This window comes from Desulfosoma sp. (assembly GCA_037481875.1).
In the GTDB taxonomy this organism is placed as follows: domain Bacteria; phylum Desulfobacterota; class Syntrophobacteria; order Syntrophobacterales; family DSM-9756; genus Desulfosoma.
This window is the reverse complement of the sequence record JBBFKY010000003.1, coordinates 280,875-294,953: the sequence shown is the minus strand read 5'-3', so window position 1 is coordinate 294,953 and position 14,079 is coordinate 280,875. Positions and strand designations below refer to the sequence as shown.

At 53.4% G+C, this 14,079-nt stretch carries 14 protein-coding genes; 5 read left to right on the top strand and 9 right to left on the bottom strand.

Annotation, left to right across the window (positions count from 1 at the left end; genetic code table 11):
- Positions 1-92 precede the first annotated feature (92 nt).
- On the top strand, positions 93-863 hold the full coding sequence (locus WHS46_06325) for a serine protease (protein ID MEJ5348287.1): 771 nt from the start codon (positions 93-95) through the stop codon (positions 861-863).
- 23 nt (positions 864-886) lie between these two features.
- On the opposite strand, the gene WHS46_06320 is transcribed toward WHS46_06325, so the two are convergent.
- The 3 genes from WHS46_06320 to WHS46_06310 form a co-directional block, all read right to left on the bottom strand.
- Positions 887-1,204, bottom strand: coding sequence for an AF1514 family protein (locus tag WHS46_06320; GenBank protein ID MEJ5348286.1), 318 nt, complete (start codon positions 1,202-1,204; stop codon positions 887-889).
- A gap of 93 nt (positions 1,205-1,297) precedes the next feature.
- Complete coding sequence (locus WHS46_06315; GenBank protein MEJ5348285.1) at positions 1,298-1,984, bottom strand: transglutaminase-like domain-containing protein; 687 nt, start codon at positions 1,982-1,984, stop codon at positions 1,298-1,300.
- Between the two features lie 46 nt (positions 1,985-2,030).
- Entirely contained in the window at positions 2,031-2,645 is a 615-nt protein-coding gene (locus tag WHS46_06310) for a YceI family protein (GenBank protein ID MEJ5348284.1), read from the bottom strand.
- 264 nt (positions 2,646-2,909) lie between these two features.
- On the opposite strand from WHS46_06310, the gene WHS46_06305 reads away from it, so the two are divergent.
- Positions 2,910-3,101, top strand: coding sequence for a hypothetical protein (locus WHS46_06305; protein ID MEJ5348283.1), 192 nt, complete (start codon positions 2,910-2,912; stop codon positions 3,099-3,101).
- A gap of 703 nt (positions 3,102-3,804) precedes the next feature.
- Here WHS46_06305 and WHS46_06300 read toward each other — a convergent pair.
- Positions 3,805-4,170, bottom strand: coding sequence for a hypothetical protein (locus tag WHS46_06300; GenBank protein ID MEJ5348282.1), 366 nt, complete (start codon positions 4,168-4,170; stop codon positions 3,805-3,807).
- Between the two features lie 108 nt (positions 4,171-4,278).
- Positions 4,279-4,404 (bottom strand): hypothetical protein, encoded by a 126-nt coding sequence (locus WHS46_06295; GenBank protein ID MEJ5348281.1) that lies wholly within the window; start codon positions 4,402-4,404, stop codon positions 4,279-4,281.
- Between the two features lie 338 nt (positions 4,405-4,742).
- Between WHS46_06295 and WHS46_06290 the strand changes: the two genes are divergently transcribed.
- Genes WHS46_06290 through WHS46_06280 form a run of 3 tightly spaced genes read left to right on the top strand, consistent with a single transcriptional unit; the run spans position 4,743 to position 8,342 of the window.
- Positions 4,743-5,552: an endonuclease/exonuclease/phosphatase family protein gene (locus WHS46_06290; protein MEJ5348280.1), complete on the top strand. Its 810-nt coding sequence runs from the start codon at positions 4,743-4,745 to the stop codon at positions 5,550-5,552.
- Entirely contained in the window at positions 5,549-6,361 is an 813-nt protein-coding gene (locus tag WHS46_06285; GenBank protein ID MEJ5348279.1) for a carbon-nitrogen hydrolase family protein, read from the top strand. The genes WHS46_06290 and WHS46_06285 overlap by 4 nt, the downstream gene beginning before the upstream one ends.
- A 19-nt stretch (positions 6,362-6,380) precedes the next feature.
- The gene (locus tag WHS46_06280; GenBank protein ID MEJ5348278.1) at positions 6,381-8,342 is read left to right on the top strand and encodes a molybdopterin biosynthesis protein; all 1,962 of its coding nucleotides are present in this window, start codon (positions 6,381-6,383) and stop codon (positions 8,340-8,342) included.
- Here WHS46_06280 and murJ read toward each other — a convergent pair.
- The 4 genes from murJ to WHS46_06260 all read right to left on the bottom strand — a co-directional run bounded on the left by murJ (position 8,281) and on the right by WHS46_06260 (position 13,898).
- Positions 8,281-9,858: a murein biosynthesis integral membrane protein MurJ gene (murJ, locus tag WHS46_06275; protein ID MEJ5348277.1), complete on the bottom strand. Its 1,578-nt coding sequence runs from the start codon at positions 9,856-9,858 to the stop codon at positions 8,281-8,283. The genes WHS46_06280 and murJ overlap by 62 nt on opposite strands.
- A 4-nt stretch (positions 9,859-9,862) precedes the next feature.
- On the bottom strand, positions 9,863-10,711 hold the full coding sequence (locus tag WHS46_06270; protein ID MEJ5348276.1) for a 3-keto-5-aminohexanoate cleavage protein: 849 nt from the start codon (positions 10,709-10,711) through the stop codon (positions 9,863-9,865).
- A gap of 30 nt (positions 10,712-10,741) precedes the next feature.
- Positions 10,742-12,802, bottom strand: coding sequence for a TRAP transporter permease (locus WHS46_06265; GenBank protein ID MEJ5348275.1), 2,061 nt, complete (start codon positions 12,800-12,802; stop codon positions 10,742-10,744).
- A 106-nt stretch (positions 12,803-12,908) separates the two neighbouring features.
- Positions 12,909-13,898 (bottom strand): TAXI family TRAP transporter solute-binding subunit, encoded by a 990-nt coding sequence (locus WHS46_06260; GenBank protein ID MEJ5348274.1) that lies wholly within the window; start codon positions 13,896-13,898, stop codon positions 12,909-12,911.
- Positions 13,899-14,079 lie beyond the last annotated feature (181 nt).

The following is a 14,079-nucleotide window of genomic DNA, read 5'->3' as shown; positions in this document are numbered from 1 at the left end:
GTGCCCTTCCAAAATCGGATCATTTTTCTTGATGTCGAGCTTTGGAATGGGGCTTTTTCATCAGCTCAGGCAATCACTCCGGAGATTCGGTCATGTTTTCGAAAAATCGCCTGCGATGGTTATGGTTCCCGTTTGTCCTTCTGGTCGCGCAGAAGGCTTTCGGTGGACTTCCGGAGACCATCGAATTGGTCCGTCGCTCCGTCGTGGCCGTGGGCACGTACGAGGCTTTGCGTCGGCCGCCTTCGGTTTTTCTGGGCACAGGATTTGTCGTGGCTCAGGGTGCGCATATCTTGACCAATGCCCACGTGCTTCCTGAAAAGCTTAACAAAGAGCACCGTGAAGTTCTGGCGGCATTCTTGGGTCGAGGTTCCCAGGTGCAGATAAGAGAACTGCAGGAAGTGGTTCGGGATGACGAACATGATGTAGTGCTCTTGCGCATGAAAGGAGAACCGCTGCCAGCTCTCGGTTTGGACCCCTCCCCGGTTAGGGAAGGTCAAGAAATCGCCTTTACGGGGTTTCCCATCGGTATGGTTCTTGGTCTATATCCGGTGACTCATCGAGGAATCATTTCGGCTGTAACTCCTATGATGATTCCGGTCAAATCCGGCCAAACCCTCACCCCGGATCTCGTGCAACGGCTCAGAAACGCCTTTGAAGTGTATCAATTGGACGCAACCGCTTATCCTGGAAATAGTGGAAGTCCACTGTTTCATCCGAACACGGGCCGAGTCCTCGGAATCGTGAACAAGGTTTTGGTCACTCAAGGCAAAGAAAAAGTCTTGGAAACCCCCAGCGGTATCACCTTCGCCGTTCCTATCATTCACGGGCTGAATTTGATGCGGAAAGTGGGGCTGTCCCCTTAGAAAGGGAACAGCCTACAGGGGGGTTACTCTGTGGATCGATAAAGAAAAACATAATCCAGATCATTGACGGCAATGGTGCAGTCCGCCCCACGAGACTGAGCATAGACAAGCCAGGCGGGCTTGGATGGCTCGCAGCATTCCACATTAGGCGAGAAAAGACCGCGTCGACGGTCGTACCAGGCAAGAAGCATAGGGTTTTTCGATCTTTTGGCCGCTTCATGGTCGGCCAGTCGGCGAGCTTCATCGAAACTCAAGGTTTCCGGTCGATCTGTAAGATTCACCACGTTTTCAAGCATAGATTTTTCCAAAGGGATACATGTCTTGCTGATTGGCACCATCATGGAACATCATCCTTTCTAGTGAAATGGAGGGAAGTGCAAGCTTTCATCTCACTTTTCGGACAGAGGCCATGGAATGATAGGGAAGACATGGGGTCATGAGACCAGGTCTTCGTTTTCAAACACGCGTGAAACTCCAGGGTCTGCTTTTTCCATTGCGTCGATCCATGCCTGAACCCGTTGGGCTCCGTAGGCGGCTTTCCATGCATCCAAAATGGTCTCTACGGGAATGTCCGCGTAGTCTCCGTGATAGGCTACGTACTCCATGAACTTTTGTTGTTGTTTATTGTAAGGATGAAACAAAGAGTCCTTTCGGCCGTCGAAGTGTAGAGGGTCTACGCCGTGTCGAAGGCACAGTTCCTTGTTGAAGGCCGGAGTCGCCTTGACCCAGCGCCCCTCGAGAAAAAGTTCCGTGTAGCCGTGAAAAACGAAGAGGTCGGAGCCCAGATAATCCAGAAGTTGCTTAGTGGCCAAATGATTCTTTACGGTGGCAAAACCGACTCGAGCGGGAATCCCCTGAGAGCGGGCCACGGCGCAAAGAAGACCTGCTTTGGGAATGCAAAAACTTCGGCCTCGCTTCAGCACTTGGCTTGCTTGGTAATGTTCCGGTCGATAAAAGGGTGCGTAAGGGTCATAGCGAATCCGATCGCGAACTGCTTCGTACAATCGAACGGCCTTTTCCACCGGATCCTTGGCATCCTCAACGGCTTCGTGCGCAAAAGCCAGGACCCGAGGATGGTTCCAGTCCAAAATGGCCGTGGGTTCCAGGTATTGTCGCATCATGAGCTTTTCCTCGCAGGATCCTTTCAGGGAAAAATCCCTCTGAGCCTTATTTCGATTCTTCCCTTTCTCGAAGCATTTCCACAAAAATTGCCACAAAGACATCTTTGCCGATCAAACCTTGGCGAAAAAATTGCCCGTTACCCACTCCGAATTCCAGACGGTCGATGATCGTCTGGGCTTCAAAACCAATGATTTCTTTTGACGCATCAAAGGGATGGGGTCGGGTGCCGAGGTATACGAAGGGTAAGTCCAAGGGCCGGCTTATGTTTTTGATGGTGAGCGTTCCTCGAGCGACAAACGTTTTTGAATCATTTCCAGGAACAATTTGAGAACTCATAAAAGTCATCACCGGGTACTTTTCGGCATCAAAAAAATCAGGAGACCGCAGGTGAGCGTCCCGTTTATCCACGCGCGTATTAATGGATCTTACGGGAATGGTGACGTGCACGGAACCCTTTTCAGGCTGTGCCGGATCAAAGACGACGTAGCCCTGAACATCATCGAACGTTCCTGCAACCTTTGCCAAAATATGCTGAATAGTGAAAGTGACGCTGGTGTGTGAAGGGTCAAAAGTCCAAATCTTCCCATACGCCGCCGTCGCGTTCCAGCTTGCGCTGAAGACCATCCACGCCAAAATCCAGGGGTTTGGTTTTTTCTTCATCGTGCACTCCTTCATGAGTGACCAAAAACCATGCGTGGTTTTCACAGGCACCTTGGAACGTGCATTCCAAGGATTCGTTGTTTTTATTCATTAAGTCCTCTTGTTGCTTGCGTCCAGAGCCGATTGACGCGTGGTTTTTCAGAGCCCCGAAATGCACATGACAGACTGAGACATAGATGCTAAAAAAGTGGTGAAAAAAGGTGCAAGGGTGCCGAAAACATTCCGACGAAAATGGGAAAAGTCAGAGAAGGGGAGCAAACGTTCATGACGACGGTAATGCCCGAAGGGGAAGCCATTCGCAAGGCCGTGAAGTGGGTGTCCTCCTGTGTGCAGGAAAGCCCGGACAAACCTGTTCAAAAAATTGTTCATGAGGCCATTTTGCGTTTCGACCTTTCCCCCATCGAGGCCCAGTTCCTGATAGACTTTTACAAAGCCAAAGGCAGAACCGAAACCTAGAAACCATCACAGGGATGGCCCTAGGGTTTCGTGCGACTTCGTTCAGGATCAGTCATTCCCAAAAGTCGGGTCTGTGAGCTCGGATCATCAACCACGCTTTCCACAAAAGGCCTGAAACTGGGTTTCCGCTGGGAGCGCAGGGATCCCGCGCTTATCCTGAGCGTGGCGTTCGGAACACAAGCGTGGTGGAAATCGAGCTTCCAGGAAAGCCATGGTCTTTTTTCTATGTCGCGCAAGCTGGTAGGGTGCTGCCGCTAGCCCATCTGTAGAGGGGCGGACCTGGTGTCCGCCTCAAAGGATTGTCGTGCTTGAACGGCCTAGGGGCGGCCACATCGGTCCGCCCCTATGGATCGTGCTTGATTCGGGCAGAGACATGGGTCCGTACATACCTGTAGGTTCTGCATAGAAACGGGTTCAGCGGTGCACCCTTGCAACGATGACCGAAAATTTGTCCTTCAGGGCGGGGACGTCCCGACCGCTTAAACGGCAAGTCAGAGGCCCGAGCTCCCGGGGAAACAATGATGTTGCAGCGCAGGGGCAAGGCGCCGCCATGCCCCAACAGACCCGAAACGGGGGTATTTCCACAGGACGCGCTTCCGGATCGCTCATTTTGCGGACGGGACGCCCGAGTTCCCAGGGAAAAATGTGTTTTCAGACGCGCTCCCGGGAAAAAGACGTCCTCGCAGAACCTTCTGGTCACCATTCAGCACACGTTGACTAAACCCACAGGACGTTGGGCGTAAATTTTTAGACGCCAGTGGTTATGGCAGCCGAGGTGGCAGACCACTTTGACTGTGACGAATTTTTGACGGCACGGAAACCATACTTCCTCACTGGCGACGGGTTTTCCACACACACGACAGAACCATTGATAACCGGCCACGTATCTATGGTGCGTGGGATCGAGGCTTAATCGGAATCTTTCAAAGAGTTGATCCCGATTGTCTCCGTGAGAAGCCATGGAATCCCCTTCTACGCAGGCGTTTTCCCTGCGGAAGAAATCATCCACAAACAGGTTTTCCGATGTTTCACAATGACAGCTTGTGCAGTTTTGGCAGGATCGTTTCATGTGAGACCTCCTTTGCGACACGGCATTGGAGGTGCTCCGCGAGTGCCCAAGCTCGGTAGATGGCGGTGAGAAAGGGTCCTTTGACGGCTTGCCAAAGGCCTTAAAAGGTCACTCAGGACGCGAGGGACGCTTTTCCACGGCGAGCCGTCTGGCCGCCCACACCGCCGCGGCGAATCCTAAAGTCCAGAGAAACAGGTAGCCAAACCAAGCAGAAACACCCATGGTCGCCTCCATGTCTTGTCTCCTTCATGCGCCCATGCGGGCGGTTCGTTTTAAGGCGTCAAAGGCTCGAAATCTGAAACCCACGGCTCTTTGTCAGTCTTTCCGGCGGACCCAAAGACCTTTTGGAACCGCAAAGGTTCCAGAACGGAACCCCTTTTCCAGTAAGGGTTTAACGCCTGTTGTTAGTCTTTACTACATGCAATTCCCTTGCCTTTCACTTCCTTTGATCGGCAAATGGAGAAAGAAACATGAATGAAAAAAACAGGGAAATGAGTTGTCAGAGGGCTTGGAATCTGCCATTTTGAGAAAGGGAAACCCTTTCATACCTTGAGGAAAACGGCAGGAACACCATGCGTGTCATGACCTTTAACCTGCGTTTTGAAAACGACAGGGATGGAGAAAACAGTTGGATTTACCGCCGTGATTTAGTGGTGAAAACGGTGCGTTACTACCGGCCTGACGTGCTGGGAACCCAGGAAGGTCGCTGGAGTATGCTTCAGTACTTGGACCGGGAACTTGAAGATTATGAAATCCATGCACCTCATCGCGTATTGGATGACACATGCCAATATCCCACCCTCTTTCTCCGCAAGGAGTGGGGCATAGTGGCGGACGGCGCCGAATTTTGGCTGTCTCGAACCCCGCATGTGCATCGAAGCAAAGACTGGGACAGTGCCTTTCCTCGAATGATGAGCTGGGCCAAAGTGGTGGAAAAGGCTACGGGAAAGGACCTGTGGATTTCCGTGACGCATCTGGATCATATAGGCGTTGAAGCCCGCGTGGAGCAGGCCAGGATTCTTGTCCGGTGGGTGACGGAACATCCCGGAGCCCACATCGTTATGGGGGATTTCAACGATGCGCCGGGATCCTTGGTGCACCGGATCTTGACCGATCCCTCTGTGGGCCTGCAGGACAGTTGGGGTGTTGCCGGCAAGGAGGAAGGGGAAACGGAAAAAACACACCACGGTTTTTCAGGTGTGCCGCAAAAAAGCCGCATGGACTGGATTCTGGTTTCTTTTCATTTTGGAGTTCAAGAAGCCTGCATTGTGAGAGACCATTTTGAAGGCCGGTATCCTTCGGACCATTTTCCGTATTACGCTGATCTCGTGTGGAGAGATACCTCTGCAATCGATGAAAACGCCTTGAAGGAGCGACCATGAAGGACACCATTCGTGTAGCGATGGTCCAGCCCAAGCCATACGCGGAATTCCATGATCCAAGAAACATCGCACACGGTCTGCATCTATTGGAAAGAATTCGAGGTCAACAACTGGATATCGTGTGTTTTCCCGAGTATTTCCCTTATGCCGGGGAGGAGGTGCTGGCCGAGGCCGCTCGGGATTTACGCACGTACATTGTGGCAGGCATAGTGGAAAAAGACGGTGAGCACCTTTACAACACGGCAACCCTGTTCGACCGTTCCGGCCGCCTTTTAGGTCGTCAGCGCAAGTTCAACGTGGGGGCTCTGGAGCGCGATCATCTGCACATTACCCCGGGCGACGGAGTCTTTCGCGCTTTTCCTGTGGATTTTGGAAAGATCGGTCTTCCCGTCTGTATTGATTTTTGGGGACAACCCGAAGCCTCCACGCAGCTGGTCAATCAGGGCGTGGAAATTGTTTTTAACATAAGCATCTTTCCTATTCTTCGAGGTCATTGGAAAACCGGGGCCTTAGTGCGAGCCTTTGACAATTTCTGTGCCGTGGTGGGTGTCAACACGGCCGATTACAATGCACTGATCGCCGATCGACGCTACCGGCAACACGGAGGTGGAAGCTTTGTTATTCAGCCGCCTCGCTTTGTGGATAAGGCGGCTTTTCGGCGCTGGTTTCGTAGCCTGGATACCATAGACGATTGGGTGACGGTGGAATTGGACGCTCTGGAACAGGTGCATGTGGCGGAGGTGCACCTGGGATCGGTGCGACGGTATCGACGGGAGTTTTGGAATCGGTTCGGTTTTCAGCGGGTTTAGAAAGAGGCGTCGCGCTTTTATGAAAAGAAAAATCTATTTGGAAATGCATACCCTTGCGGAAGCTCGGGAGAAATGGCGGCAGGCGGTTCAGGACCGACGAACGGAGGTTGAGCATCTACCCGTTCTTGAGGCTTTAGGCCGTGTGTTGGCTCAGCCCGTGACCGCACGTCTGTCGGTGCCCCATTACCATGGAGCCGCCATGGACGGTTACGCCGTGAAAGCATCGGAAACCTTCGGGGCCAGTGCTGTGCGTCCCAAACAGCTTACCATCGGCCGACAGACTTTTGCCGTCGACACCGGGGACCCTCTACCCGAAGGCACCGATGCTGTTCTCATGGTTGAACACGTGCATCCCGTGGATGATAAGACCATCGAGATTCGCACCGCAGCCTTTCCATGGCAACATGTGCGCAAGGTAGGGGAGGACATTGTGGCGGGCGAATTGCTCCTGCCTCAGCAACATCGCCTGCGACCTGCAGACCTTGGAGCTCTTCTGGCTGCGGGGGTTTCCACGGTCGCCGTTTATGCCAGGCCTCGCGTGTGGGTTCAGCCCACAGGTTCCGAACTGGTTTCGGCGGAAAAAGCCGCCACGGCGGCCCCCGGGCAGATTGTGGAATTCAACGGCGCGGTAATCTCCGCCATGGTGATTCAGGAAGGAGGTTGTGCCCTTCTCCAGCCGAGCATTCCAGACGACGTGACGACCCTGCGGTTTCACATGCAGCAGGCGGCGGGTTCCCAGGCCGACATGATTGTCTTCAATGCGGGGTCTTCCGCCGGCTCAGAAGATTACACGGCGTCATTGCTGCAGGAGCTGGGGACCTTACTAGTTCATGGGGTTACCATGATGCCGGGAAAACCCGTGCTTTTAGGAATCCTGGAAGGAAAGCCTTTTATTGGGCTTCCCGGCTATCCCGTGTCGGCCATTATGGCTTTTGAACAGTTTGTTCGTCCATTACTGTATTGGATGCAAGGTCTTGCCGAGCCAAGCTGGCATACCGTGGAAGCCGTCATGGGCCGAAAGATGCCCTCGAAACTGGGTTTGGAAGAGTTTCTTCGGGTCATTGTGGGCCGCGTCCAGGGCCGCCTGGTGGCTATGCCCCTTCAAAGAGGAGCGGGCGTGATCACATCCCTGGTGCGTGCGGACGGCTTGGTCCAGATTCCTCAAGAGTCTGAAGGCATTCAAGAAGGGGAATCGGTTCGAGTGCGTCTTTTACGCTCCGCAGAGGATCTGGATCACACGGTGGTCATGATCGGTAGTCATGACAACACAGTGGATGTGCTGGCGGCGGAACTCAAGCGTGCGGATTCGAGATTGCACCTTTCTTCCAGCAACGTGGGGAGTCTGGGAGGACTTCTGGCTTTGAAGCGAGGTCAGGCACACTGTGCGGGAGCCCATCTTTTGGATACGGCGTCGGGCGATTACAATCGTTCCTACGTGGAACGCTACCTCAAGGGAACTCCCGTGCGTCTTGTGCAGCTTGTCCGTCGCCGTCAGGGCTTGGTGGTGGCTTCGGGAAACCCGAAAAATATTCAAGGCGTAGAGGATCTCTTTCGAACGGATGTGCGTTTCGTGAACCGGCAAGCGGGGTCGGGTACGCGAATTCTTCTGGACTACGAATTGTCTAAAATTGGGCGCGGTCCCGAAGGGATTCAAGGTTACGATTGGGAAGAATACACCCACATGGCCGTGGCGGTGAACGTGTTGAGTGGCAGTGCCGACTGCGGCATGGCCATATACGCAGCGGCGAAAGCTCTCGGGTTGGACTTCATTCCCGTGTGTGAAGAACGCTACGACTTGGTGGTGCCTGAGGCGTGTTGGCACGATGCCAAAATGCAAACTCTCTTGAACGTCATCGTCTCGGAAAGATTCCGACGCCTTGTGGAAGCCATGGGCGGCTACGACCCTTCGCAGTCGGGAACTATTGTGGGAATTTGGACCGGAGAGGCTTGGGTAGAGGAAGGCGTTGGTAGAGAGGCCTGACTAAATCTTTGGCCCATCGCAATCCCAGGGTAAAAAAAGTCACGGTGAAGATCACGCCGGAAAGGGCCAACTGACACAGGGCCTGGAGAAGTTCGTTGGATAATAACCATCGAGACGGCCAGAGGAGCGGTAGGGTTGAAGGGATCCCGGCGGTAAGGGTCACAAGGGTGAGCCTGAGGGATGGGTTTAGGATGCCTTGAAAAGCTTGGGCGCCCATTCGGTGCTTCCACCACAAACAGAGGACCCCCGTATAGAGCGCAACAGAAAAGGCGCTCGCCCCCGCGACACCTCGAGCGCCTCCATGCACGGCCGCTACGTAATACAAGGGAATCACGGCCATAGTGCAAAGCGTACCGATGACGGCCGGTGTGATCGTATCCTGCCGTGCGTAGTAGGCGCGTCCTAAAATCTGTTGAATCCCCCAACAAAACACCACTATGAGAAAAAGTCGCAAGGCCCAGACGGTTTCCACGGTGTCCGTGACCCCGAAGCGCCCCTGTTGAAAGATGAGAATGATGATGGGCTTGGCGCACAATATCATCCAAAAAGAGACAGGAATTAGAATGGCTAGGGTATGACGAAAAGCAGTGTTCAGGGTTTCAAAAAACTTTGCCATATTCCCGCTGCTGTATGCTTCGGCAAGAAAGGGATAAGACGCAGTGCCGGCGGCTTGAGCCACAACACCAACGGGGACAAGCATGATGCGTCGGGCGTAATTGAGCCAGCTGATGGCGCCGACGGCGGCCAAGGATCCAAAAATGCGTACCAGTTGTTCGTCCAGCACCACGACCGATTGACCGATCATAAGTGGAAGGGCCAGTGCCAGGAATTTTTTCAGCCAAGGGTGCCATACGGTCCAACGCCACCGAAAACCGCCTCCATGGCGCACAGCTGTAACAGGCAGAAAAAAATTTCCCAAAAACGCTCCGACCAGCACTCCCCAACAGAAACCCGACATTCCCGATCGACGCATGAGAACGCCTATGGCGATAATGAAACCGTTGTAGATAAGCGGGGTCAGGGCCGGAGCCTGAAACTGTTTTCGCAGATATAAAATGGCACTGAAGCAGGAGCCGAGAAGAAAAAACACCTGGGCCGGAGCCACGATGCGAAGGAAGAAAGCGAGGCGTTTTGCCGCTTCAGGGCTTAAGCCTGGAGCCGCCCATCGAGCCAGTGGTTGGGCCCAGAAAACCACGGCGGCGCACAGGGCCGAACTCATGATGGCGGTCCAAAATGTCACGGCTGAAAAAAAACGCCACGCGTCTTCTTCGTCTTTTTGAAAGAGTTGGCTGAGAAGGGGAATAAGGGTGATGGAAAAATAGGCGCCTGCCAAAAGATAGTTGATGAAATCGGGAATGACGAAAGCCGCGAAATAAACGTCCGATTCTTCCGTCGCTCCGAAATAGTAGGAAATGACCTTGTCCCGAGCCAAACCCATGAACCGGGACACCAGGACACTGCCCCCCAGCAAGGCGGCAGCCCACCCCATGGCTTGTCGACGATCCCAGAAAGACATGGGGTCAGTCCAGCATGGTCAAAATGAGGTCTTTTCTGGCCGGGTCCAGGGACAGAATCTTTCGAGCTTCATTCGGGGAGGCGATGTCGCGTCCCGTTTCTCGAGCGATCCGCACAATTTTCTCCACAAGTTTTGGATTGGTGGCAGGGGATCCGTCCGGCATGAAAAGATTGTCTTCCAAACCGACGCGCACATGGCCTCCCATGACAATCGCGGCGGTGGCCAGCGGTATTTCCATTTTGCCGATGCCGGCAACGCTCCATGTCGATCCAGGTGGAATGCTTTCGGAGAGAAACAGAAGGTTCTTGACGGATCCGGGCATGGATCCTGGGGCCCCAAGAACGAAGTCAAAGTGCAGAGGCGGATGGATGAGGCCCTTACGCTGAAGATAGAGGGCATTGTTGATCATGCCCGCTTCAAAGACCTCGATTTCCGGCTTGACCCCTGTTTCCTTGAACACTCCTGCCAAAAAATCGATGAACTGAGGAGAATTTTCGTAGACAATGCCGGGCAGATTGTTGGACCCGGTGGTGAAAGACGCCATTTCCGGAAGGAGTCTGACAGGGTTGGCTCGAGCTTCCCAGTCCTTGCCGGCTCTAGCCCCCGTGGATAACTGAAGAATCACGTCAGGAGCAAGCTCCTTAATTCGCCGCACGTTTTCTTTGTAACGCTGCACATCCAAGGTGGGCTTAAGATGGTCATCTCGAGCGTGCACATGAAAAAGAACCGCACCGGCATCGGCACATCGGCGCACGTCTTGAGCGATCTCTTCCGGGGTCATGGGCACATGCGGGTTCATGTTTTTTGTGGGAACATTTCCGGTAAGGGCCACGGTGATGATTAGTTTTTCCATGGAAACCGTTCTTCCTCTTCCGATAAGCGCTTATGGGGTCGCCTGTTTAGGGCAGCGAAGTTTTTGAAGAAAAAAGATAAATCCAAAAAGCACCAAACCGAGGGCGTACGCCCAATAGCGACGGCTAAAATCGAGCCCGATCCATGAGGCTGTCAAATCAGGGCGCATCATGATCAGGGTCACTCCAAGAAGCAGAGGGACTTCATAGATACGATTGCGGGTGATGAGCCAACCTTGGGTGGCTGCGGCGAAGGCGAAGTTCCCGAGGCAGGCCATAACAAAGATAAGCAAGCCTTGCGACCAGCTGGTCACGCCGTAAAGGATGAGGTCGTGATTGAAGATAAACATAAAGGGAAGAATAGCGGTTCGAATGTCATACATGAAGCCCTGAAGTCCCGTGCGAATGGGGTCGGATTTGGCAATGGCCGAGGCTGCATAGGCTGCAAGACCCACGGGAGGTGTATCGTCGGCAAGAATGCCGAAAAAGAAGCAGAAAAGATGAGCTGCTATAAGGGGCACTTCAAAGCCGTAAGATCCGCCCACAGTGACGATGGCCGGTGCCGTTAACGAAGCCATGACAATATAAGTGGCGGTGGTGGGCAGTCCCATGCCGATGATAAGACTGGCAATAGCTGTGATGACCAGCAGAAGATAGATGTTGCCTCCTGAAAGTCCATCCACCACCTGGTTCACCAATCCTCCCAACCCCATGGCCACCACACCGACAATGATGCCGGCCGCAGCCGTGGCCATGGCCACACTGAGCATATTGCGAGCCCCAGCATCCAGTGCCGCAAGAATGTCGAGAAAACCCTTCTTTAGGCCGGCCCCCAGGGACTGCTTTTGTTTGATAGCGCGAAGGCACGGCTGCAAAAGCATTAGAATGGCAAGTACCCAAATGGCGTTAAAGGCTGACATTTGGGGAGTATGTCGAAGAACCACCAGTTCATAAATCAGCATGGTCAGAGGGATGAGGTATTGAAGCCCACCCAAAAGGGTTTTGAAAAAAGAGGGAAGTTCTTCACGGGGAAGCCCCTGCAGACCCAGCTTGGAAGCTTCAATATGGGAGATGAAAAGCAACGCGGCATAAGAGGCGAAAGCAGGAATAGCGGCTGCTTTAACCACTTCAATGTAAGGCACGTTCACATATTCGGCGATGATAAACGCGGCGGCACCCATGATTGGGGGAGCCAACTGACCGTCTGTGCTGGCGGCAACTTCGATCGCCGCCGCCTTAGTTGGAGGGTAACCCACGCGTTTCATAAGCGGGATCGTAAAGGTGCCTGTGGTGACCACATTGGCGATACTGGATCCTGAAACCATTCCCGTCAAGCCGCTGCTCAAAATGGCGGCTTTGGCGGGCCCTCCCTTGAATCCTCCGAGCAAACTCAGAGCCAACTGAATAAAAAATTGGCCGGCTCCGGCCTTATCCAGCATGGATCCAAAAAGAACAAAGAGAAAAACGATAGTGGCCGAAACGTCAAGCGGAATACCGTAAATGCCTTCCGTCGACATGGTCATTTGCCCGACGAATCGATTCAGGGAAACCCCTTTGAAGGCGATAACGTCCGGCATGTAGGGCCCGAAAAAGGCGTACAGTGTGAACACCGTGGCGATGACGGTCAAGGCCGGACCAATGGTGCGCCGAGAAGCTTCTAAAAGCAGCACCATCAAGGTGAAGCCCATGATGATATCGCGAGGAATGGGAGCGCCGTAACGGTTGATGATTCCTTGATAGTCTAGAATGACATAGAGAGCCGAAATGGCGGCAGCCGCAGCGAGGATCCAATCCAGCGCAGGCACTCGGTCCGTCGCGGCCCAGTACCGGATTCCAAGACGTGGCTTTCGAAACATAGGAAAACTGAGGTAGACGATAAAAATGGCGAAGGCCAAATGAATGGCTCTGACGTACCATGAGTCCAAAATAAGCCAACTGGCAATGGAGAGCTGAAAGAGTGACCAACAGATGGCCGCGGTAGAGATGACCCATTTTGCAAAGCCACGGCTAGCCCTGCTCGTGCCGGCTTCTTGATCGGCCAAATTTTTGGCCAATTCGAGACCCTGGTCCAGGTCCTTCGGTTCGGGTGTCATGCTGGATCCTTTGAAACGAAGACACTCCTAGTGGATCGAGGTGGGATGGCAAGGGAGACGGGAGTCGGCGGTGCGCCATGACGTGCCGCCGACTCCAAACCCGGCTCTACTTTAGAAGGCCCTTTTCCTTAAAATACTTTTCTGCACCCGAATGAAAGGGAGCTGACAAACCTTCAAGCATGTTGGACGGGGTCAAAACGGCATACGCCGGATGCAAGGATTTGAAACTTTCCAAATTATCAAAAATCTCCTTGACGATGGCGTAAACCACATCATCCGGAGTCTTTGCGGACGTGACAAAGGTGGCTTTGACACCTACTGTGGAAACATCCTCCTTGTTGCCGGCGCCTTCGTACAGTGAGATAGGAATAATAGCCTTGGCATAATATGGGTATTTCTGGATCAAGGCATCCACGGGAGCTCCCTCAATGGGCACGAAGCGCACTTTACGATGCCCGGCGGTCGCTTCCTTAATAGCGCCGCTCGGATGGCCGACGGTGTAGAAGAAAGCATCAATGCGTCCGTCTTGCAGAAGCCCCGGAGCTTCCGCCGCTTTGGCTTGTTCCGCCTTAATGTCTTTTTGCCAATCCATTCCGAAAGCGGTCAGAACATCGATGGAATTCTGCAGCTGGCCGGATCCTGGATTTCCGATGTTGACCCTTTTCCCCTTGAGGTCTGCAAGGGTCTTTATTCCGGCATCTTCCGCCGCCACCAATGTTACGGCTTCGGGATGCAGGCTGAACACGGCTCGAAGATCCTTTTGAGGCCCCTTATCCTTCCATTCCGCCTCACCCTTTACGGCCTGATACTGCCGGTCCGATTGGGCGATACCGAATTCCAGATCTCCGGCCAGAACCGCGTTGATGTTGAAAACCGACCCTCCGGTGGCTTCCACAGTGCAGCGGATGCCATAAGTGTCTCTTTTGTCATTGATCATCTTACAGATGGCACCCCCAGTGGGGTAGTACACTCCGGTGATGCCGCCTGTGCCGATGGTGACAAAAACCGTCTTGGCCTGACACGGAACAGAACCCATGGCAAACAAAACCGTTCCCAGCACAAAGACCATAGTAAGAAACAGTGCGCTCCGCTTCATCCTCATCCTCCTTCTCTGGTTAGCAAATGTTCATTCTCCAAATTTTCCGCCCTTCCCCCTGCTGCATCCCGGACTTTTTCAAGCCACAGGATGAAAGAGTGTTTTTCCGGTATCCTTCACCCAACATAAGAAAGCTCAAAAAGGTCACGTGCCTCTATGGCGACTTTCTACCGTTTGCCTC